Origin of the sequence: Longimicrobium sp., assembly GCF_036399255.1 — a bacterium.
Taxonomy (GTDB): domain Bacteria; phylum Gemmatimonadota; class Gemmatimonadetes; order Longimicrobiales; family Longimicrobiaceae; genus Longimicrobium.
In genome coordinates, this window is the sequence record NZ_DASWNM010000172.1 from 1 (window position 1) to 21,506 (window position 21,506).

A 21,506-nucleotide genomic window follows, 5' to 3' on the forward strand; every position below is an offset into this window, starting at 1 on the left:
ACGGGTGCACATGCCTGTGTCTTCCCCGCCAGTACTGGCTTCACCATCTCTGAAAGGCTGGCCGCTCTCGGTAGCGTAACGAGGCTGAACCGGGTTCGCTTTCGCTACGGCTCGCACCGTGCGCCTCACAGGTGCTTCAGAGCTCCGGTTACCCGGTTACCCCGCCTGCTCGGCTACATGTGTCACAGGCATTTCACATGGTGAACTCCTTTCAGTTCACAAGAAAGGTCAGGCTTAGCCTGACGCACCAGAGGCCACAGAGGAGTTTTCCCTCTGTGGCCTCTGTGGCCTCTGCGTGAGAATCATCTGTTGCCGGTGCCCGCCTCACCGCTCGTCCGCCACCACGTCGAAGTGGTCGATGTCGGGCGGCAGCGCGATCAGCATCTCCCGGTCTTCCGGGTAGTACCGCGCGCGGTGCACGTCGTCGCCCGCGAAGCCGCGGACGGCCTCCATCGAATCCCAGAACGAGGTAAAGACGAACTCCGCGCGGTCCTCCGCCACGCGCCGCTGGATCTGCACCCCGCGGTTGCCGGGCGTGGCGCGTGCGTCGGGCAGCCCCGTACGCCGCAGGTAGTCCAGGTAGCGGTCCGCGTCCTCCGCGCGCGTCCAGCCGCGCCACACGCGGGCGATCATGCTTCGCGCTCCGCAAGGCGGCGCAGTCCCGCGGGCGCGGCTGCGCGCACGTCGGACGGCGAGCCGCGGACGATCAGGATGACGGCCAGGACGATGGCCGCGCCTGCCGCCAGCATCCGCGGCGTGAGCGCCTCGCCGGCCAGCGCCCAGCCCAGGATCACGGCCACGAAGGGGTTGATGTACACGTAGCTGGCGGCGCGGCTGGGCCCTTCCGTGTTCACCAGCCAGGTGAACGCGCTGAACGCGACCACGGAGCCAAAGATGATCAGGTACAGCAGCGAGCCGACGGCCAGGGGCGTAAAGTCCGCCGCCCGCACGCGCGCCGTCTCGCCCATGGCGGCGGAGGCGATCATCAGCATCACCCCGCCGGCCACCAGCGGCATCCCCGCGGCGTATGCGCCGGAGCTCGGCCTCCGCTCGCCCTGGAAGTAGATGGAACCCGCCCCCCACGCCCCGGCCGCGACCAGCAGCACCACGATGCCGACCAGGTCCAATCCCCCCTCGCCTCCGCCGCTCAGCGTGAGCACCGCCACGCCGCCCAGGCCGATGGCGACGCCCAGCAGCGCGCGGCGCGACGGCGCTTTGCCGCCCGGCAGCGCCCAGGTAAGCAGCACGATCCAGAAGTGCTCGGTGGCGATCATCAGCGCCGCGATCCCGCTCGCGACCCGCTGCTCCGCCCAGAACAGGCCCCCGTGGCCGATCAGAAAGAACATCGCGCCGGTGGCCGCGGCGGCCCGCCACTGCGCGCGCGTGGGCGCCTGGTGCCCGCGCAGCCGGGCCCACGCCACCAGGATGATCCCCGCCGCCAGCGAGCGCAGCGCCACCAGCAGAAACGGCGGCACCGTCTTTACCCCCCACGCGATCGCCAGGTACGTCGATCCCCAGATGAGCCAGGTGGATGCGTACGCGCCCAGCCGCAGCGCCCTCCCCCGGCTCACGCCTCCGCCTCCGCGCGAAATCCCCCCGAGCGGAGATCGTCCGCCCCCTGCCGGCCAGCTTCTTCCGAGTGCATCGTCCCCCCTCCATCCCGCAAATTGTATCCACCAAATCACGTTTTGGTGGTTAGGAACGATGATAAGGATGGACATCTAACCCGTCAAGAGTAATTTTATAGGTTAGATGACCTGCATGCATGGGACCGGATGATGATCGGCGACAATCCGCACGCGACGCTCAAGCTGCTTGGCGGTCGGCTTTGCCTGGACTTCGTGAACACGGTCGATACGCAGGACACGCGCATCGACGAAAAGCTGAACGCCTACGCCGACCTGGTGTGGTGGTCGCTGCGCGTGGAGATGATGGACGAGCCCTCCGCCGCGTCCCTCTTTGCCGCCGCGGACGCCGACCCCGCGTGCGCCGCGGACGTGCTCTCTCGCGCCCGGGAGCTTCGCGACGCCCTGTACCGCCTCTTCACCGCCGCGCGCCCGGACGCCGCGGCGGACGAGGCGGACCTCGCCGTGCTCAACCGGGAGCTGGCGAGCGCGATGGCCCACCTGCGCGTACGGGCGGAGGGCGGCGAGTTCGTGTGGAACCTGGAGGAGGGGACCCAGCTGGAACGCGTGCTGTGGCCGGTGGTGCGGGATGCGGCCGAGTTGCTGGTGTCCGGCGATCTGCGGCGCGTGGGCCGGTGCTGCGGCGAGAACTGCGACTGGCTGTACATGGATACCAGCCGCAACCGCAGCCGCCGCTGGTGCGACATGCAGTCCTGCGGCAACCGCGCCAAGGCCCGCCGCCACTACCGCCGCGCAAAAGGCGGTGCGGGATGACGTGACGCACCCATGAGCCGATAGAGGACGGCACGACGGCTGGTCACGAGCATCCGACGCTAGATTCCTCAGTCGCGCGCCGGGTCTGTCCGCGGGGTTGGCTCCACGTGGCGCTCCTTCGGAATGACATGGAGTCGTCGGCCGACACCCCCCGTTTGCGCGTAGCGCCCATGAAGGTGAAGCCCCGTTCGGCGAGCGCAAGCGAGCCGAGACGGGGCTTATGGCCTTTCTAGCGTGCGGCTTTAGCCGCTCGTGTCTTTAGCCACCGGTGCTGGGAACCCGCCGCAAACGCGAAGAGGCCCGGCATCCACGCCGGGCCTCCGCACTTCCGCACTTCCGCACTTCTTTCCCTCACGCCGCCGCCGCGACCTCCGGCCGCGGGAACAGGATGCCGCCAGCGCTGGTCTTCCACCCCGACACGTCCAGCGTCGCCAGTTCGTCCAGCGAGGGCATGCCATCGCGGCCGGAGCCCAGGCGCTCCCACAGCTCCGCCGTCTTCTGCGGCATGAAGGGCGACAGGAGCACCGCCGCCGTGGCCAGGTAGCGCACCATCGTCGCCAGGATCCCGTCCAGCTCGTCCGCGCGCGACGGGTCCTTGGCGATGGACCACGGCTGCTTCTCGGCCACCAGCCCGTTGGCCACGCGCACCACCTCGTACGCCGCCTCCGCGCCCTGGTGCAGCAGGTTGGCGTCCATCGCCGCGCGATAGACCTCCACCGCGCGCGCCACCGCCTCGTCCCGCTGCACCGGCGACGCGGGCACCACGCCGTCGCGGTACTTGGCCAGCATCGACGTAGACCGGCTGGCCAGGTTGCCCAGCCCGTTGGCCAGCTCCGACGTGTACCGCTCCGTGAACCGCTCCCAGCTGAAGTTGCCGTCGCTGTCCCACGGCACCTCGCGAAGGAGGAAGTAGCGGAACGCGTCGGCGCCAAAGCGGTCCACCGCCTCGCCCAGGTCCAGCCCCACCCCCGACGACTTGCTGAAGCGCTCGCCGCCCAGCAGCACGAACCCGTGCCCCCACACCCGCTGCGGCAGCGGCAGCCCCGCGGACTGCAGCATCGCCGGCCAGATGATGGCGTGCAGGCGGATGATGTCCTTGCCCACCACGTGCATCTGCGCCGGCCACCACGCCTGCCAGTCGCCGTCCGGGAACCCCGTGTCCGTCAGGTAGTTGGGCAGCGCGTCGAACCACACCCAGGTCCCCTGCTCCACCCCGTCCGACGTGGGGCGAAAGGGGATGGCCCACGCCAGCCGCGCGCGAGAGACCGAGATGTCCTCCAGCCCGCCGTCCAGCAGCGCCAGCATCTCGTTGCGGCGCGACTCCGGGAGGAGGAAGTCCGGGTTGGCCTCGAAGTGCGCGCGAAGAAAGTCCTGGTAGCGCGTCAGGCGAAAGAACCAGTTGCGCTCCTCCGTCCACTGCAGCTCCCGGGTGGGGTGCAGCACGCAGTGGCCGTCCTGGATCTCGTTGTCCTTCTTGAACAGCTCGCACCCCACGCAGTACCACCCCTCGTACGCCTTTTCGTAGAAGTCGTCGGGGTTGCGCTCGAAGATGCGGTCGATGAGCGCCCGCACGCCCCGCCTGTGGTGCTCGTCCGTCGTCCGCACCCAGCGGTCGTTGCTCACGTTCAGCCGCTTCCACAGCCCCTCGAAGCGCGCCGCCAGGTCGTCCACCAGCTGCTGGGGGGTGATGCCCTGCGCCGCCGCCGTCTGCGCCACCTTCTGCCCGTGCTCGTCCATCCCCATGCAGAAGCGCACCTCGTCGCCCACCAGCCGGTGGTACCGCGCGATGGCGTCGGCGCCGATCTTTTCGTAGGCGTGCCCGTGGTGCGGGTCGCCGTTGGCGTAGTCGATGGCGGTGGTCAGGTAGAAACGGCGGCTCACTCGGGCCTCTGCTCCGGCTGTCGGCGCGGCCGGCGCGGAGGGCGCTGCGGCTGCGCGGGGTTGGGAAGGGGCGCGCGCACCGGCCGGTCCGCCACGTCCGGGCGCGGCGCGGCCGGCGTGGCCACCGTCTCGGTCTTCAGCTGCTCCAGGTCGATGGTGCGCCGCTGCCGCTGCTCGTCCTGCAGCGTCACCGTGTTGCGCCAGATGTCGATGCTCACCACCCGCTCCGCCCCCAGCGTGGTGCGGATCGTCTTTCCCTCGCGGGGAAAGCGCTTGCGGGCGGCCAGGTAGGCGTCGTGCTCGTACGTCAGGCAGCACATCAGCCGGCCGCAGGTGCCGCTGATCTGCTGCGGGTTCAGCGACAGGCTCTGGTCCTTGGCCAGCTGCAGCGAGATCGGCTTGATCTCGCGCAGCCAGGTGGCGCAGCACAGCTGCCGGCCGCAGCGCCCCACGCCGCCCAGCTGCGCCGCCTCGTCGCGCACCCCGATCTGCTTGAGCTCGATGCGCGTGCGAAAGCTGCGGGCCAGGTCGCGCACCAGTTGGCGAAAGTCCACCCGCCGCTCGGCCGTAAAGTAGATGGTGAGCTTGTTCCGGTCCCACTGCCACTCGGCGTCGCTCACCTTCATCTTCAGCTGGTGCTGCTCCACCATCTCGCGCGTCTTGCGGCGCACCCGCTCCTCGTCGGCGCGGGCCGCGTACGCCTGGCGCACCTCTTCCTCGTCGGCCAGGCGCAGGATGACGCCGTGCGCCTCGCCGCCGCCGCACTTCTTCTGCGCCACGCCGCCCAGCGACCGGATCCGGCCCACATCGCGGCCGCGGTCCACCTCCACCAGCACCCAGTCGTTCACCCGCAGTGACACGTCCGTGCTGGTATAGAACCCCTTCCGCATTCCCTTGAAGCCCACCTCCACGAGGAACGCTTGTTCCTCGACGGACGGAACGGGCTGAAAGACCGGCAGTTCGAGACCCATGGGTCCCTCCATCTATGCGCACGCCGCGGCAGGGCCGCAGGCGGCATGCTCGTTAAGAAATCAGGGGGGCTCCCGGGGTCAGCGCGCCGCGCGCACCTGCCCCATGCCCATGTACTTGTCCCAGCGGGCGCGCCGCAGCGCGTCGCGCGAAAGCAGGCGAAGCTCGCCCACGTGCCGCACCAGCGCCTCCTTGAGCGCCGCCGCCGTTTCTTCCCAGTTGCCGTGGGCGCCGCCCGCCGGCTCGGTGATCACTTCGTCGATCACCCCCAGCCCCTTCAGGTCGCCCGCCGTGATCTTCATGGCCTGGGCGGCCTTGTCGCGGTGGGCCGCGTCCTTCCACAGGATCGCCGCGCACCCCTCGGGGCTGATCACCGAGTAGATGCTGTTCTCCAGCATCAGCACCCGGTCGGCCACCCCGATGGCCAGCGCGCCGCCCGATCCGCCCTCGCCGATGACCACCGCCACCGACGGCGTGCCCAGCGCCGCCATCTCGCGCAGGTTGCGGGCAATGGCCTCGCCCTGGCCGCGCTCCTCCGCGCCAAGGCCCGGGTAGGCGCCCATGGTGTCGATCAGGGTAATGAGCGGACGGTGGAACTTGTCCGCCAATTTCATCAATCGCAACGCTTTGCGGTAGCCCTCGGGGTGCGGCATGCCAAAGTTGCGCAGCACGTTCTCCTTCATGTCGCGCCCCTTCTGGTGGCCAATCACCATCACCGGCTCGCCGTCCAGCCGCGCCCACCCCCCCACGATGGCCTCGTCGTCGCGGTACTGCCGGTCGCCGTGCAGCTCCACGAAGTCGGTGAACACCATCTCCAGGTAGTCCATCGAGTACGGGCGCTTGGGGTGGCGGGCCACCTGCACGCGCTCGATGGGGGACAGGTTGGCGAACGTGTCCTGCTTCAGGTCGTCGAGCTTGCGCTCCAGCGCCACGACCTCGCTGCTCACGTCCAGGCCGCGCTCGCGGGCCAGCGTGCGAAGGGCGTTGATCTGCTCCTCCACGTCGGCGATGGCGCGCTCGAAGTCCAGGTGGGCTACTTGTGTGGCCAAATCGTGTGTCCGTTCAGGCCTCGCTGGTCCCGCCTGCTCCAGGCGAGGCACGTTGTGTCGATGACTGCCAAAGACGTGACCGAAAGATTCCGATCGTCCCGGCCGAATCCTCACTGCGTCCGCGGGGGCCCCTCCCCGCTCGTTCCTCGCGGAGAGGGGAGAATTCGACCCCCGCTTCGAGGGAAATCGAGCTGCGTCCGCCGGGCGCCCCCTCTCCCGGCCTCTCCCCCAAAAAACCCTGGGGGAGAGGTGACGCGCTTCGACAAGGTTCCAGCCGAAGCGCTCAGGCGTCGGCGCCGAATCCTCACTGCGTCCGCCGGGCGCCCCCTCTCCCGGCCTCTCCCCCAAAACCCCTGGGGGAGAGGTGACGCGCTTCGACAAGGCTCCAGCCGAAGCGCTCCAACCCCTCGGCAACCCAACCTCCCCCAGGGTTTTTGGGGGAGGTGCGAGCCTAAGCGAGGGAGGGGGCGCACCGCGCTCTTCGACGCGCAGTACCGTCAGCCCCGGCGGCGAGGGCTCCGCCTACTCCTCCGGCGGCGTGTACCCGCCGCCACCTCCGCCACCGCCCCGCCCGCCGCGCCGCGGAAACTGCTCGCGCTGCACGGTCACCAGCGGACGCTCGTCGCGGTGCAGGCTTACGCGCTCGGCGCCCAGCGCGTCGCGCAGGGCCGCCAGCAGCTCGTCGCGCGGCGCCACCTTCACCGTCTTCGACTTCAGCTTGGTCTGCTCCGTCCCGCCGTTGCGCCACACCACCAGCAGGTGCCCGGGCCCGGCGTGCTCCGCCAGGATCCCCTTCGCGGCCGCCAGTGCGTCCGGCGCCGGCCCGTCAGAGCCGATCTCGATCTGCACCCCCACGTCGCCGCCGTTGCGAATCTCGCTCAGCGCGACCGCGCCGTCCAGAAACACCGGCGGATCTTCCTCGTCGCGGTCGCGGTTGCTCACCGCGCCGCGGATCAGGACGGGGGCGTCCTGCTTGAGCACGTCCTTGTATTTAGCCCACGATTCGCCAAACGCAAGCACCGTGGCCGTTCCGTGGAAGTCTTCCACCGTGATGCGCCCCCACTCCGAGCCGTCCTTCTTGCTGATCTGCCGCGCCGCTTCCGTCACCACGCACGCCAGCTCGATCTTGGCGTCCTTCTGCGACTTGAGCGTCTGCGTGTTCGTCCGGCCCTCGTACAGCGCCACGTCCTCGCGGTAGCGGTTCAGCGGGTGGCCGCTGATGAAAAAGCCCAGGATCTCCTTTTCGCGCGCCAGCCGCTCGCTCTCGGTCCACTTCTCCACCCTGGGGAGCGGCGGCGCCTGCACCAGCGCCGCCTGCGCCGCGTCGCCGCCGCCCAGCAGCATGTCGAAAAAGCTGTCCTGCGCGCTCTCGCGCTCCTTCTGGATCATCTGCGCGTTGGCGAACGCCGCGTCCAGGCCGGCCAGCAGCTGGTTGCGGCCGCCGTCCTCGTCGAAGCCGTCCAGCGCGCCCGCACAGATCAGCGCCTCGAGCACCCGCTTGTTGCACAGCCGCAGGTCGATGCGGCTCAGCAGGTCGAACATGCTCTTGAACGGCCCCTCCGCCAGCCGCGCCGCGATGATGCTGCGCACCGCGCCTTCGCCCACCCCGCGGATGGCGCCCAGCCCGAAGCGGATCTGCCCCACGCCCTCGCCCACCACCGTGAACTTCCAGTTGGACTCGTTCACGTGCGGGGGCAGCACCTCGATCCCCTCGCGGCCCACGCGCGGCAGAAAGCGCCCCATCTCGCGGCACTGCGCGATGTACGCCACCACGTCGTCGATCTTGTCGACCACCGACGACATCAGCGCCGCCATGAACTCGGCGGGATAGTAGCACTTGAGCCACGCCGTCTGGTACGCCACCAGCGAGTACGCGGCACTGTGCGACTTGTTGAATCCATACCTGCCGAACGCCTCGATCTGGTCGGCCAGGTCCTTGATCTGCTGGCGCGGGTACCCCTTCTCCACCGCCTTGTCGACGAACTTGCCCAGTTCCTTGGCGATCAGGTCCGCGTCCTTCTTGCCCACCGCCTTGCGCAGCACGTCCGCCTCGGCCAGGGAGAGGCCGCCCAGGATCTGGACGATACGCATCACCTGCTCCTGGTACACGATCACGCCCTGCGTGGGCTCCAGCACCGTCTCCAGCTCGGGAAACGGGTACTTTACCGGCTCCTGCCCCAGCTTGCGGCGGATGAACACCATGTCCATCCCCATGTCCAGGGGGCCGGGGCGCAGCAGCGCGTTGGCGGCGATCAGGTCATCGAAGCGGTCCGCCTTCATCTGGCGGATCTTTTCCGTGGCCAGCGGAGATTCGAACTGGAACACGCCCGCCGTGCCGCCGCGGGCCATCATGGCGTACGGCTCCGGATCGTCCAGCGGAATGTCCTCCGCCCGCTCGTAGACCTCGCCCGTCTTCGGGTGCTTGAGCGCCCCGTAGCGGCGGCGGATGTCGGCCACGGTGTCGTAGATCACCGTGAGCGTCTTGAGCCCCAGGAAGTCCATCTTCAGCATGCCCGCCTTTTCAAGGCAGGTCATGTCGTACTGGGTCACGATGATGCTCTCGCCGTTGCCCCCGGACCCCTTGGTGCTCTGGGTGCAGATGGGCACGTACTCGTCCAGCGGCCCCGGCGCGATCACCACCCCGGCGGCGTGCACCGACGAGTGGCGCGACAGCCCCTCCAGCGTGGACGAGTAGTCCAGCAGCTGGCGGTAGCGGTCTTCTTTTTCGTACAGCTCCTTGATGTCCGGGATGTCGCGGATGGCCTCGGCCACCGTCAGCGAGTGGGCGGGGCCGTTGGGGATCAGCTTGGCCAGCCGGTCCGTTTCCGCGGGAAGAAAGCCGAGGGTGCGGCCCACGTCCTTGATCACCGCGCGGCTCTTCATCGTCCCGAAGGTGATGATCTGCCCCACCGCGTCGCGCCCGTACTTTTCGCGCACGTACTCGATGACCTCGCCGCGCCGCTCGAAGCAGAAGTCCACGTCCACGTCGGGCATGGACACGCGCTCGGGGTTCAGAAAGCGCTCGAACAGCAGGTCGAACTTGATGGGGCAGCAGTCGGTGATCCCCATGCAGTACGCCACGATGCTCCCCGCCGCCGAGCCGCGGCCCGGCCCCACGGGAATGTCGTGGTTGCGCGCCCAGCGGATGAAGTCGGCCGTGATCAGGAAGTAGCCGGAGTACTTCAGCGAGGTGATGACGCCCAGCTCGTACTCCACCCGCTCGATGATCTCCGTGGGCAGGACCGTCTTCGGATCGGTATCCTCCGGCGTTCCCCTGGGCGCGTAGTGCTTCAGCGCGCCCTTCCACACCCACGCGCTCAGCATCTCGTCTTCGGTGACGAAGCCTTCTTCCGCCACCGGAAACGCGGGGACGTGGTAGCCCTTGGGGTAGCTCCAGTTGCACTCGTCGGCGATGCGCAGCGTGTTCTCGAGCACGTCGGGCCGGCCGGGAAAGCGCTCCGCCATCTCCTGGTGGTTCTTGAAGTACAGCTGCCCGTCGTACTTCATGCGGTTGGGGTCGCTGAAGTCCTTGCCCAAGCCGATGCACAGGAGAACGTCGTGCGCCTGGTGGTCGTCGGCCTTCAGGAAGTGCGCGTCGTTGCTGGCGATGACGGGCACGCTCATCTCCTCGGCCAGCCGGAAGATGCGGCGGTTGAGCTCTTCCTGCCCCGGGCTGTCGTGCCCCTGCACCTCCAGGTAGTACCGGTCGCGGAACGTTTCCTGGTGCCACGCCACCGCCTCGCGGGCCTGGTCCCAGCGGTCCTCCATCAGGTGCTGCGCGATCTCGCCCGCCAGGCAGGCGCTGGTCACGATCAAGCCCTCGCCGTGCCGCTCCAGCACCTCGCGGTCGATGCGCGGCTTGCCGTAGAACCCCTCCGTATAGCCGATCGACGTCAGCTTGCTGAGGTTCTTGTAGCCCTGGTGGTCGCGGGCGAGCAGCACCAGGTGGTAGTAGCCCTTTTCGCCCTTGGCCTTGGTCTTCTCGTGCCGGCTGTTGGGCGCGACGTACGCCTCCATGCCGACGATGGGCTTGATGCCGGCCTTTTTGGCCGCTTCCTGGAAGACCCACGCGCCGAACATGCACCCGTGGTCGGTCAGCGCCAGGGCGGGCTGCTCGAAGTCCTTGGCGCGCTTGATGAGGTCGCCGATCCGGTTTGCGCCGTCCAGCAGCGAGTACTCGGAATGGCAGTGCAGGTGAACGAACGACATGGGCCCGGGAACTCCCGAAAGGATGGCGAAGCGGCTCTGAAACTGCTTGATACCCAACGACTTGCGGCAGGGTCGCGCCCGCGCCGCGCAGGTGGGCTGGCTGGCTCGGAATATGGGGCCGCGGGGCCCGCAGGGGAAGGTGAACGGAGGTTCTTCAGGCGCGGCGCGGAGGTCCGCCAAAGACGCCGCGGTTGATTCGCCAGACGTCAGGCCGTAATCTGCGGCGCCCGTCCGATCCACCACCCCCTGCGACCGGAAAGTCCGCCGATGCACGCCTCCCCCCGCGAACGCCGCCTCCCCGCGCGACGCCGCTCCGCCTGGCCCTCCTTTGCCGCGGCCCTGCTGCTGGCGCTGGCCGCCTGCGGCGGTGAGAAGGAGCCCGAGGCATCGCCGCTTCCCGCGGGCGTGACGGCGATCGCGGCGGACGCGCGCATCGCCATGCCGGCGCCGGGGCGGTCGGCGTGCCAGCCGGCGTCCACGCGCAAGGTGTTCCGGATGGACGCCGAGTGGAACGGGTTCTGGGAGTATGGGTTCGCCGCCGGCTGCCCGCGCCCGCAGCTGCCCGCCGGCTTCGACTGGTCGCGCGAGATGATCGTGCTGGCCGCCATGGGCAAGCGCGGGTCGCCCGCGGACAGCATCGTCGTGCGGGGAAGCGGCGTGGTGGGCGATTCGGTGCTGGTGGTGCTGCGCCGCACCTCGCGGCAGGACGGGTGCGCCGAGCCCACCGCGCAGGTGTGGCCCCGCGACCTGGTGCGCATTCCCGCCGACAAGCGCCCCGTCCGTTTCGTCGAGGAGCAGCGCAAGCTCCCCTGCCCGTAGCAGCCGGCCCCGGTGCCAGACCGTATTGCCTCACACAGAGTCAGCAGAGTCAACAGAGTCGTTTTCCTCTTCCTCTGCTGACTCTGCGTGAGACCAGATCCTGAAAAAGAATGATCGTACAGAGGAACAGAGTCAGACAGAGGAATCGGGATGATATTTCAGCTCGCTTCCTCTGTCTGACTCTGTTCCTCTGTACCCCATGAAGGTGTTGTTTCGCGGATTCGGTATGATGCCTGTCGTTCCCGCCGGCCATCCGTGGTTCGCCCGGGGAACCGAATGGGGCTGGCGCGGTATACAAGCGTCTGTAGTGCCCCGGGGTCCGTCCGCCAGCGACGTGGCGCCGCGGGTGTCGATTCACTGAACGCACCGGGTGCAGAAGGGGAGGAGCTTGGCAAAGGAAGAAGGAATCGTGGTGGATGGGCACGTAACCGAGGTGCTCCCGGACCGCAAGTACCGCGTGGAGCTGGAAAACGGGCACGTGGTGCTCGCCTACGGCGCGGGAAAGATGACCAAGTTCAAGATTCGCGTGATGGTGGGTGACCGGGTGACGCTTTCGCTGTCGCCGTACGACCTTACGCGCGGCCGCATCACGTACCGTCACAAGAGCTGAGCTCCCGGAAACGAGCCCCGATCTCACCCCCAGCTGAAGGAGTACCCCCATGGCAATGGGCAACAGCACCAAGCGGATTCGCGACGACGACCTGTTCGTGACCGCGGGAGACCACCCGGGATGGGTGTCGGCCAACGAGCGCGCCTTCAAGGTGGGCGACACCGTTTACTGCACGGGTGGCGAGGGGGTTGTGGTTGCCGTGCTGGGCAAGACCAGCGACGGCAGCCGCCTGCTGGAGATCCGGCTTTCCGCCGAAGGCGCGCGTCCGTTCTTTGCGGCCGCGAGCAACGTGCTGGTCGCCGCTGCCTGACGGTCGGCGAGGTGTTAGACGACGCGGGGCCGTCCTGATCTTCAGGGCGGCCCGCTCGCTTTCTGGTGCCCAGTGCCCAGTGCCCAGTGCCTAGTGCCTAGTGCCTAGTGCCGAGAGGTGGCCTTCTGGGCACTTGATCCTGAGCACTTGATCCTAGGCACTAGGTACTAGGTACTAGGTACTACAAAGAAACGGGGCCGCCCCACCGAAGTGGAGCGGCCCCGCCGTCATGTGGACGTCCGGGCGATTAGCCCAGGCGCACGACGTTCTCGGCTGCGGGGCCCTTCTGGCCCTGCACCACCTCGAACTCCACGCGCTCACCCTCGGAGAGCGACTTGAAGCCGCTGCCCTGGATGGCCGAGTGGTGGACGAAGCAATCCTTGCTGCCGTCCTCGGGGGTGATGAAGCCGAAGCCCTTGCTGTCGTTGAACCACTTGACGGTGCCGGTCGTAGCCATTTCCGTACTCTCCTGAAACTGTGTTGTCCGACTCTCGAGGTACGGGACATCCGACCAACGATCGTCAACATTGCGCGGGCTGATCACCCCCCGTGCGCGGGCGTTTGCAAACCACCGGAAAACAAAAAAGGACCAGGAAGCGAAAGCGTCCCAGGTCCTCTTGCACTCTGGTGTACCGCTGGATTTTCGCCCCGCGGTTTGTTCGCAAGACCAAATGTACACTCCCGGCCCCGGACTGTCAAGCCTGACGAGATACGCCCGCCGCCCGACCCGCGGCGGCGACCTCCGTTCGGTCACGCCACCAGGTGGAAAGAGGCTGGTCGGCCACTGTGAGAACGTTTGTAACGCGAACGATCTTCGCGGAGGAACAGAGCGACTCATCTTTTCCTCCGCGTGATCCCCATCGCCCTGGATCGCGCGGAAATCATGATCGACATCACATCCACCGGCTCGCCAAACCCGGGCCGAACTGCGCCCGAGGCGGCCCCCCTCCCCCGGCCCCCCGCTCGTTCCTCGGGGAGAGGGGAGAGGGGTGAATTCGATCGCGCTCCACGGGCTGTCGGGCGCGTCACCTCTCTCCCGCGCTGTTTGCGGGGGAGAGGCCGGGAGAGGGGGCCACTCTCCGACGCAGTTCGATCCATGTCGGCGAGTGCCCCCCGCCCCGCCTCAGCGCACGCCCGCCATCGACCGCTCGGCGAGGCCGCGCTTGAGGCCGGCGGCGGCCTGCTTGAGGGCTTTGGCGGCGTCGGAGACCACCATCGCCATCCCGAAGAACTCGTGCGTCACGCCGTCGTGGGTGTGGTAGTCCACCTCCACGCCGGCCGCGCGCAGCGCCGCCGCCAGCCGCTCGCCGTCGGACCGCAGCGGGTCGATCTCGGCGGTGATGATCGTCGTCGGCGGCAGGCCGTGCAGGTCGGCGCGCACCAGCGAGATCAGCGGGTTGTCCGCGTCGGCCGGCGTGCGCAGGTAGTGGCTGAAGAACCACTGCATCATCGGCCGGTTGAGCGGCCTGGCGTCCGCGTTCTCCACGTACGACGGCGAATCGGTGTGCCCGTCGGCGATGGGGTACACGGCCAGCACGTGCGCGGGAAGCGGCAGCCCGTTGTCGCGCGCCAGCAGGGCGATGCTGACGGCCAGGTTGCCGCCCGCGCTCTCGCCCGCCACCGCCACGCGGTCCGGGTCGCCGCCCAGCTCGGCGGCGTTCTGCAGCACCCAGTGGTAGGCCGCCAACGCGTCCTGGTGCGCCGCGGGAAAGCGGTGCTCCGGCGCCTTGCGGTACTCCACGCTCACCACGATGGCGTTCACCGCGTCGCACAGGGCGCGCGCGGAACTGTCGTAGGTGTCGTTGGTGGCGATCACCCAGCCGCCGCCGTGCGTGTAGACGATCACCGGAAAGGGCCCGGTGCCGTGCGGCGCATAGACGCGGATGGGGATCTCGCCGCCGGGGCCGGGGATGGTGCGATCGACGACGGCGGCCACCGGCAGCGGCGCGGGCGTCTTGCCGTGCTTGCGCAGCATCGCCTTCACCGCGTCGGCGGGTGTCGGCTGCATGCGCGCCTCCGCCGGCGTCAGCGTCTCGATCGGCTCCGGCCCCAGCTCCTCCAGGTGCCGCAGCACGTGGCGCATGTCGCGGTCGGCGCGGGCCATCGTGGAATCCGCCTCGCCGTCCGCGTCGCCGCCCATGAAGCGGGCGCGCACCTCCTGGTCCATCCGCCCCACCAATCCGCTGCGGGAAAGCAGGTACGCGCCGGCGCCGATCAGCCCCACGGTCAGCAGCGACTGCAGGGGGTGCTGCGCGGTGTGCGTGTACGCGCTGGTGCGCATCACGTGGCCGTCGTAGTCGCCGCGCTCGCGGCCCGAGACGGAGGGCGTGTACAGCGCGTCGTTGCGGCGCTTGGTGCCCAGCGGGGCGCGCTGCTGGTCCCACACGGCGGTCTCGGCGTACCGGTCGTACAGCGTGCCGGGGGCGTTGCGCAGCATCTGCATCTGCTTGGCCGCGCCGCCCACCAGCACCTCGCGCTGCGGGCGCACGGCGCAGTCCAGGATGGCGCGCGCCACCACGCCCGGCGCGTAGACCGGCGGCGGCACGTTGGGATCCGCGTCGGCCATGTGGCTGTGCGCGTGCTCCGTGTACGGCGTGTCGATGGCCGCGGGGCGGATGAGCGTCACCGCGATGGGCACCAGGCGGTGCTCCAGCTCCAGCCGCAGCGAGTCGGTGAACCCCTTGACGGCGTGCTTGCTGGCGGCGTAGTGCCCCTGCAGCGGGATGGCGACGCCGGAAAGCACGCTGCCCACGTTGATGAGCGCGCCGCCGCGCACGCGCAGGTGCGTCAGCGCGGCCAGCGAGCCGTTGACCACGCCGAAGTAGTTGGTGTCGAACAGCCGCCGCACGTCCTCCAGCGGCGTGTGCTCGATCTCGCCGTAGATGGTGACGCCCGCGTTGTTCACCCACGTGTCGATGCGGCCGAAGGCGTCCACGGCCACCTGCGCCAGCGCCTGCATGGCCACGGGGTCCGCCACGTCGCCCGCGTGCCACGCCACCCGCGCCCCCGCCGTGCCCAGCTCTTCCCCGATCTGGGCCAGCGCCTGCGCGTTGCGCGAGTTCAGCACCACGGCCGCGCCGCGCCGGGCCGCCTCGCGCGCGGTCGCCAGCCCGATCCCGCTGTCGGCGCCCGTAATGACGATCACCTGCTGGTCCAGCGGCTTCAGCTCCACTTTCATCCTTGCTCCTCCATGGCCCTCGTTCCGTTCGTCGAGGCGCACCCCCGTCGCAAGCCGCGCGCCGAAAGATTGGACGCAGGCTGTACACGATGCGGTGCGGAAGGACGGCGGGAACGACGCGCACGGGCTCGTCGCTGGCACCGTACGGCGTGCCTGCGATGGCCGAAGCGGCGGATGGGAGGGGGCAGGCGTGGTGCCGGGTCCGGCACGACCAGCGGGCGGGAGGAAACACGCGGCCGCGCACGGACCCGGAGTCCATGCGCGGCCGTCGTGGCAAGCGCGTGAGACGGGGACGATCGGGCGGGAGCGCCTACGCCTCGACGAGCGGGATGGGCGCCCCCTCGGGCACGTGCTTCATGCTGACCGAGTTGATGCAGTAGCGCAGCCCCGTCGGCGGGGGGCCGTCGGGAAAGACGTGGCCCAGGTGGCCTTCGCACCGCGCACAGCGAACCTCCGTCCGCGTCATCCCGTAGGTGCGGTCCTCGTACTCGCTCACCGCGTCACCGGAAACGGGCTGCGTGAACGAGGGCCAGCCGGTGCCGGACTCGAACTTCTCGCCGGACTTGAAGAGCGGGTTGCCGCAGCCCGCGCACACGTAGGTGCCCGGCTCTTTGGTCCCCAGGAAGCACCCGCCCCACGGCGCCTCGGTGCCGTGCTGCCGCAGTACGCGGAACTCGTCGGGCGAAAGCCGCTTCCGCCATTCATCGTCGCTCAGCCGCAGCTTCTCCATCCTGGTCACCTCGATCTCCTGGCGTTCGTCCAGGCCGCATTCCGGTGCGCAACGCCGCGATGCGCTGCCCGGGGCCTCCATATCGGCGCCCGCCGCAAGTCGTGAACCGCCCGGATGCCTTGGCCACGGCGACCGGCGCGGCCTGCAGGGCGCGGAGGCATGGAACCTGACGGTGCCGGTTTGGCTAGTAGGGTGTTCCCACGCACACGTCCGCCCGGCGGACCCCTGGACGACCATACCGCCGCGCCCCACCCGGGCCCGGCCGCACGCTTCTGCGCATGAACCAGAAAATCGCCCGCGTCCTGCTGGCCTCCGCGCCGGTGCTGCTGATCGGCGGCGCCGTGGCGGGCGCCGCGCTGCGCCCGCCCGCCGGGGCGGACCCGCTCGCCGCGCCGCAGCTCATCGCCCCCGCCTTTGCCGCGCCGCCGCCGGCCGCGCAGCCCATGCAGGAGGGGCGCGCGCTGTGGGTGAACCGCTGGGACTACGGCAGCGCGGCCACCATCCGGCAGGTGATGCAGAACGCGAAGCGCGCCAACTTCAACATCGTCTACTTCCAGGTGCGCGGGCCGTGGGACGCGCGCTATCCGTCGCGGCTGGACCCGTGCTCGCCGCGGCTGTGCGACCGGCTGGGCGGCGTGCCTTCGTGGGACCCGCTGGAAGTGGCGGTGCGCGAGGCGCACGCGCGCGGGCTGCAGCTGCACGCGTGGATCAACGGGCTCAGCGGCTGGGAATCGAACAACGGCGCCACCTGCCGGGGGCTGCGGCCCAGCGCGCCGGGGCAGCCCAACCACGTGCTGGTGGACCATCCCGAGTGGGCCATGCACACGCGCGCCGGCCGCCCCATGGCCTGCCCCAACGGCGAGGAATACGTCTACCTGTCTCCCGCGCACGCAGGCGTGCGCACGCACCTGGCCCGCGTGGCGGCCGACATCGTGCGGCGGTACCCGGTGGACGGCATTCACCTGGACCGCATCCGCTACCCCGGCGCGGAGTTCGGCTGGGACCGCGCGGCGCTGGCCCAGTTCGGGCGCGACCCCGCGGCGAACCCGCGCGACTGGTCGCAGTTCCGCCGCGACCTGGTAAGCCGCATGGTGCGCGAGACGCACGACAGCATCCACGCGGTGCGCAAGGTGCCGCTCTCGGCCGCGGTGTGGCCCATCTACGACCGCACGCGCTTCGGCTGGACGGCGTCGTCCAGCGGCATCGCGCAATTCTTTCAGGACACGTGGGGATGGGCGCAGGGTGGATACCTGGACGTCGCCGTGCCCATGACCTACTTCTACGTGGCGGACGAGCGGTGCTCATACCGGCCCCGCCGCCCCGGGCAGGATCCCAACCCGGACTGGGACTGCATGGTGGCGGACCACGTCGCGGGAATGCGCCCCAGCGGCCGCCACGTGTACGCGGGCGTGCTCGCCGGGCTGGGGCGCGACGAGATGGCGCGGCAGGTGCGCATCGGCCGCCAGCGTGGCGTGAACGGATTTTCGTTCTACTTCTACAGCTCGCTGGCGGAGCTGAACGCCTTCGGCTTCCTGGGCGACGGCGTCTTCCGCGAGCCCGCCGTTCCGCCGCGGATGAACTGGCTGGAGTAACGGATACGCCTCACACGGAGTCAACGGAGTCAACGGAGTTTGCTCCAGCCGTTCCCGGGCGCTCCGCGTGGATGCCGGCGAAGTAAAAGAAGGCCTCACACAGAGGTAACAGAGTCCACAGAGTCAGGCGTCCTCTGTGGACTCTGCTAACTCTGTGTGAGGCTCTTTCTTTTCCCTGCATCTGACTGCGGCTGAGGCACTTGCGGGCACGGCTCTTCCGTTCGGAAAATGCGGATCGATCGCATCTCCGGAATCCGAGAAGCGCCGTGCCCGATCTGCATCACCTTCGTCGTGAACGGGCACGGCAAAGCCCCCGGACAAAGAGCGATGTCCGGGGGCTTGGGGGTTACATCGTGGGTCAGTGCGCGGCTACAGAATGCACTGGCACCCGCCCCACGTGGTGCAGCGGGCCTGGACGCCCTCACCGTACCGTGCCACACATCCCTGGTAGCACGCCATCAGGTCACAGCTCCCCACGGATGCGGGCGCCGACGGCGAGGCGAACGCCTGCACGGCACCAAAGCTGACCGCACCGGCGAACATCGCGGCGCCCAGCACAGAAACGAGGCTGCGGGAGTGGCTCATTGTTCATCGTCCTTGTGCACTGGTGGTGGATCCGGCGTTCCCGGGAGGCAAGACATCCAATCCAAATTGCGAAGACCGCCGGGATAAGGCAATCCTTTACGACTAAATATGTGATTGTGCGATGTGCGGAGTTGCCCGGCGGATACGTCTGGCAAACGGTGGATTTCTGCGCCGCCAAGAGCTGCGGGGCGAAAATAAACCGCGCCGATGGTGCGCTCCCGTACCGCCTCACCGAAAGGCCGGCTCCCCTCGGGGAGCGGCCCTTCCGTTCACCCGTTCACCCGTTCACCCGTTCACCGTCACGGCACCAGGTACGTCTCGTGATAGCGCACGGTGTTTGGGTCGAAGTAGGTGCAGTTGCCCTGCCAGGGCGTGGTGATCGCCTTGCCCACGATGAACCGCCCGTACCGCACCCCCGCGCCGCCCGATCCGCCGTATCCCGCGCCGTTGCACAGCTGCTGCCCCCACACGCCCGCCGGATCGTTCATCGTGTAGTTCGTCCCGTCGTTGCCGATCAGCAGCATCACGTGGCCCGAGCTGGTGAACTTTCCGTGGATGATGACGGGCCGCTGCTTGTTCAGCTCCGCCTCCATCTGCGCCACGGACCCCGTTTCCATGTGCACGCGGATGCGCTGCTTGAGGCCCGCGCGCGCGGCAAGGCGGTTGAAGATCGTGTCGAACTTGAACTCGTCCTGTGACTGCTTGCGGAACTCGGTGTAGATCTGGTCGGGCGTGTAGTTGGCCCCGTAGTACTTCAGCAGCATGGCCATGGTGGTGTTGGCGCAGGTGGCGCCGGGCTCGTACGTGTTGGCGTACTGAAAGAAGTACGGCACGTTGGCGATCAGGTCGCGGATGGTGAAGTCCTTGAACGCCCCCGCCACCTGCGTCCCCGCCGAGTTGTAGCCGCGCACGTAGATGCGCCGCACCCCCACGCCGCTGAACTTGTACGTCACGGGAAAGTTGTTCGCCCGGTCGGTGCTGCTGCCCAGCAGGTACGTGCCGTCCGCGAAGTACTTGATGGTGACGATGTCGCTGGTGGCGTCCGCGCGGAAGGTGACCGGGTTGGTGGCCGTGGTGCCGGTGGGGCTCACCCACGCCAGCGTCGCGGTGCCGGCCAGGGTCAGCGATGCGGCGTTCGGTGCGCCGGTCAGGCCGGTGCCCGCGTCGCAGGCGCCCAGCGCAAGCATTGCCGCCAGCGCCGCCACGCACGAAAGCCGTCCGCGTCGCGGCGTGCGGCGCCTGCGGGGGATGCGCGCGTCCTCGTCCAGCCCGGCGTGTGTGCCTGGATTCGTCATGGTGCCTCGGAGGTTTGGGAAGAGAGAGATAGGCGGAAAAGGAAAACCGGAATTTTCGTACCGGATGCGGGCGCCGGGGAGGGGAGAATCAGCACCCTATACGCCCTTGCGCGCCCACGTTCGGATGTAACGGATGCGTGTGAAACGGGTTACGTGGGCGACGGGTTGAGGCTCGGCGAACGGAATCGAACTGCGTCCGCCGGGGTGCCCCTCCCCCGGCCCCTCCCCGTTCGTTCCTCACGGAGAGGGGAGAATTCGATCCCGCTCCGGCAGGTCATCCACCCTGGCCGTTTCTCGGAGATTGCCGACGATCAGGAAAGAAACGCCCTTTCGTCCGCCGCGGATCGATTTCGCGTGTTCCGGGAGTGCAGGCGAAGGCAATCGGGTGCGGACAGAAACCATCGACATCGACGCGGAGCCCACAATCGACAGTTTGTGGTGCAGTTGCACGGAGGGATGTAAAGCGGTGCGGGCGTTTCTCCCGATCATCCACCCGCGCGGGTTCGTGGGATCGGCGGCGGGATGGAGTGCGGTGGATGGAGGGCGGCGGGCGGCTCGTGACCTCGATTGACGCGATTCCGGCCCTGCTCTTGCGCCGCGGTGGCGGCTCCTGAGAGGCATCCCCCGCCACGGAGCCCTATCCTTTGAGCGAGACCCGCGAAGACCGCCCCGGCCACGCGCCGGATCTGGACGAAGACGAGCGGAAGAACGCCCAGGAAGAGCAGTCGCTGGACGCAAAGACCACGCACGAGGTCATCCGGCTGGAGGGCGAGCGCGAGCTGGAGCGGTCCAACAGCGCGCTGGCCTGGTCGGGGCTGGCGGCGGGGCTGGGGATGGGCTTTTCGCTGGTGGCGCAGGGCGTTCTGCACCACGGGCTTCCCGATGCGCCGTGGCGCCCGCTGGTCAGCAGCCTGGGCTACAGCGTGGGATTTTTGATCGTGATCCTGGGAAGCCAGCAGCTGTTCACCGAGAACACGCTGCGCGTGGTGGCGCCGCTGCTGGCGCGCCGCGACGGAAAGACGTTCCGCAACGTGGCGCGGGTGTGGGCGGTGGTGCTGGCCGCCAACCTGGTGGGCGCGCTGGTCTTTGCGCTGGTGGCCGCTCGCACCGAGGTGTTCAGCGCCGAGCTGCGGCACTCGTTCACCGAGCTGTCGCGCAAGGCGATGGAGCCGGACTTCGGGCTCACGCTGCTGCGCGGCATCTTTGCCGGGTGGCTGATCGCGCTGATGCTGTGGATGATTCCCGCCGCCAAGACCGCGCACCTGTGGGTGATCCTGATCATCACCTGGCTGGTGGGCGCCGCGCACCTGTCGCACGTGATCGCCGGCGCGGTCGAGGCGTTCTACCTGTCGGCGCTGGGCGAGCAGGGGTGGGACGAGGCGCTGGGTGGCTTCATCCTCCCCGCGCTCATCGGCAACGTGCTGGGCGGCACCGGCCTCGTCGCCGCGCTCAACCACGCGCAGGCCGTGTCCGGCGCCCGCGGCACCCCGGGCTAAAGCCCGGGGCGGGAACGGCCACAAGCCCCGCCCAGGGATCGCGGAGCTCCCCAGGGCGGGGCTTCACCTGCTCGTACAGGCAGCCTCCGAGGCCGTCCGTCGTGGCCGGCGGCAACGAATCTGTCCTTCGTCGCGTTGAAGCCGGGGGAGCCCGGTGAGGACTAGGACCTACACAACGGCCTGCGCGCGTTGGCATCGGCGCGTCAGGCGGGGTCAGCGCGGCGCCTCCCTCAGAGGGTGTTCAAGAATCCCTGCGCTCGCGCCCGTATGTCATTTCGAAGGAGGCGCCACACCGCACCATCGGCTCGCACGAAATCCGGCGCGCCGACTGAGAAATCTACTGTCTGCTGCTGGTGCCCCGCCGCACCGCTCCGGCACTGGCCC

General features: G+C 68.9%; 18 protein-coding genes. 6 read left to right on the forward strand and 12 right to left on the reverse strand.

The window, feature by feature from the left end; all coding sequences use genetic code 11:
* Window positions 1-324 precede the first annotated feature (324 nt).
* Complete coding sequence (locus tag VGC13_RS32350) at window positions 325-633, reverse strand: antibiotic biosynthesis monooxygenase family protein (RefSeq protein WP_331129494.1); 309 nt, start codon at window positions 631-633, stop codon at window positions 325-327.
* Window positions 630-1,571, reverse strand: a complete 942-nt coding sequence (locus VGC13_RS32355) for an EamA family transporter (RefSeq protein ID WP_331129495.1) — start codon at window positions 1,569-1,571, stop codon at window positions 630-632. The genes VGC13_RS32350 and VGC13_RS32355 overlap by 4 nt, the downstream gene beginning before the upstream one ends.
* Before the next feature lie 207 nt (window positions 1,572-1,778).
* Here VGC13_RS32355 and VGC13_RS32360 point away from each other — a divergent pair, with 207 nt between their 5' ends.
* A complete protein-coding gene (locus tag VGC13_RS32360) occupies window positions 1,779-2,399 on the forward strand; it encodes a CGNR zinc finger domain-containing protein (RefSeq protein WP_331129496.1) in 621 nt (206 codons plus the stop codon).
* A 351-nt stretch (window positions 2,400-2,750) separates the two neighbouring features.
* Here VGC13_RS32360 and VGC13_RS32365 read toward each other — a convergent pair whose 3' ends face one another.
* The 4 genes from VGC13_RS32365 to dnaE form a co-directional block, all read right to left on the reverse strand.
* A complete protein-coding gene (locus VGC13_RS32365) occupies window positions 2,751-4,280 on the reverse strand; it encodes a class I tRNA ligase family protein (protein WP_331129497.1) in 1,530 nt (509 codons plus the stop codon).
* Window positions 4,277-5,251 (reverse strand): regulatory iron-sulfur-containing complex subunit RicT, encoded by a 975-nt coding sequence (locus tag VGC13_RS32370; protein WP_331129498.1) that lies wholly within the window; start codon window positions 5,249-5,251, stop codon window positions 4,277-4,279. The genes VGC13_RS32365 and VGC13_RS32370 overlap by 4 nt, the downstream gene beginning before the upstream one ends.
* A 78-nt stretch (window positions 5,252-5,329) precedes the next feature.
* Window positions 5,330-6,298, reverse strand: a complete 969-nt coding sequence (locus VGC13_RS32375) for an acetyl-CoA carboxylase carboxyltransferase subunit alpha (RefSeq protein ID WP_331129499.1) — start codon at window positions 6,296-6,298, stop codon at window positions 5,330-5,332.
* A 522-nt stretch (window positions 6,299-6,820) separates the two neighbouring features.
* A complete protein-coding gene (gene dnaE / locus VGC13_RS32380; RefSeq protein ID WP_331129500.1) occupies window positions 6,821-10,507 on the reverse strand; it encodes a DNA polymerase III subunit alpha in 3,687 nt (1,228 codons plus the stop codon).
* A gap of 267 nt (window positions 10,508-10,774) precedes the next feature.
* Between dnaE and VGC13_RS32385 the strand changes: the two genes are divergently transcribed.
* The 3 genes from VGC13_RS32385 (at window position 10,775) to VGC13_RS32395 (ending at window position 12,246) form a co-directional block, all read left to right on the forward strand.
* A complete protein-coding gene (locus VGC13_RS32385) occupies window positions 10,775-11,326 on the forward strand; it encodes a hypothetical protein (RefSeq protein WP_331129501.1) in 552 nt (183 codons plus the stop codon).
* Window positions 11,327-11,714: 388 nt separating this feature from the next.
* A complete protein-coding gene (gene infA, locus VGC13_RS32390) occupies window positions 11,715-11,936 on the forward strand; it encodes a translation initiation factor IF-1 (protein ID WP_331129502.1) in 222 nt (73 codons plus the stop codon).
* Window positions 11,937-11,985: 49 nt separating this feature from the next.
* A complete protein-coding gene (locus VGC13_RS32395) occupies window positions 11,986-12,246 on the forward strand; it encodes a hypothetical protein (protein ID WP_331129503.1) in 261 nt (86 codons plus the stop codon).
* Window positions 12,247-12,493: 247 nt separating this feature from the next.
* Here the strand turns inward: VGC13_RS32395 and cspE are convergent, their stop codons facing one another.
* The 3 genes from cspE to msrB all read right to left on the reverse strand — a co-directional run bounded on the left by cspE (window position 12,494) and on the right by msrB (window position 16,154).
* Window positions 12,494-12,703, reverse strand: coding sequence for a transcription antiterminator/RNA stability regulator CspE (cspE, locus tag VGC13_RS32400; protein ID WP_331129504.1), 210 nt, complete (start codon window positions 12,701-12,703; stop codon window positions 12,494-12,496).
* 666 nt (window positions 12,704-13,369) lie between these two features.
* The gene (locus VGC13_RS32405; protein WP_331129505.1) at window positions 13,370-15,424 is read right to left on the reverse strand and encodes an SDR family oxidoreductase; all 2,055 of its coding nucleotides are present in this window, start codon (window positions 15,422-15,424) and stop codon (window positions 13,370-13,372) included.
* 310 nt (window positions 15,425-15,734) lie between these two features.
* Window positions 15,735-16,154, reverse strand: a complete 420-nt coding sequence (gene msrB, locus VGC13_RS32410) for a peptide-methionine (R)-S-oxide reductase MsrB (RefSeq protein ID WP_331129511.1) — start codon at window positions 16,152-16,154, stop codon at window positions 15,735-15,737.
* Between the two features lie 278 nt (window positions 16,155-16,432).
* On the opposite strand from msrB, the gene VGC13_RS32415 reads away from it, so the two are divergent.
* A complete protein-coding gene (locus VGC13_RS32415; protein WP_331129506.1) occupies window positions 16,433-17,746 on the forward strand; it encodes a glycoside hydrolase family 10 protein in 1,314 nt (437 codons plus the stop codon).
* Window positions 17,747-18,115: 369 nt separating this feature from the next.
* Here the strand turns inward: VGC13_RS32415 and VGC13_RS32420 are convergent, their stop codons facing one another.
* The 3 genes from VGC13_RS32420 to VGC13_RS32430 all read right to left on the reverse strand — a co-directional run bounded on the left by VGC13_RS32420 (window position 18,116) and on the right by VGC13_RS32430 (window position 20,115).
* Window positions 18,116-18,331: a hypothetical protein gene (locus VGC13_RS32420; protein WP_331129507.1), complete on the reverse strand. Its 216-nt coding sequence runs from the start codon at window positions 18,329-18,331 to the stop codon at window positions 18,116-18,118.
* Window positions 18,332-18,630: 299 nt separating this feature from the next.
* Window positions 18,631-19,626, reverse strand: coding sequence for a C39 family peptidase (locus VGC13_RS32425; RefSeq protein WP_331129508.1), 996 nt, complete (start codon window positions 19,624-19,626; stop codon window positions 18,631-18,633).
* A gap of 237 nt (window positions 19,627-19,863) precedes the next feature.
* Window positions 19,864-20,115, reverse strand: a complete 252-nt coding sequence (locus VGC13_RS32430) for a hypothetical protein (RefSeq protein ID WP_331129509.1) — start codon at window positions 20,113-20,115, stop codon at window positions 19,864-19,866.
* A gap of 155 nt (window positions 20,116-20,270) precedes the next feature.
* On the opposite strand from VGC13_RS32430, the gene VGC13_RS32435 reads away from it, so the two are divergent.
* On the forward strand, window positions 20,271-21,122 hold the full coding sequence (locus tag VGC13_RS32435; protein WP_331129510.1) for a formate/nitrite transporter family protein: 852 nt from the start codon (window positions 20,271-20,273) through the stop codon (window positions 21,120-21,122).
* Window positions 21,123-21,506: the final 384 nt, after the last annotated feature.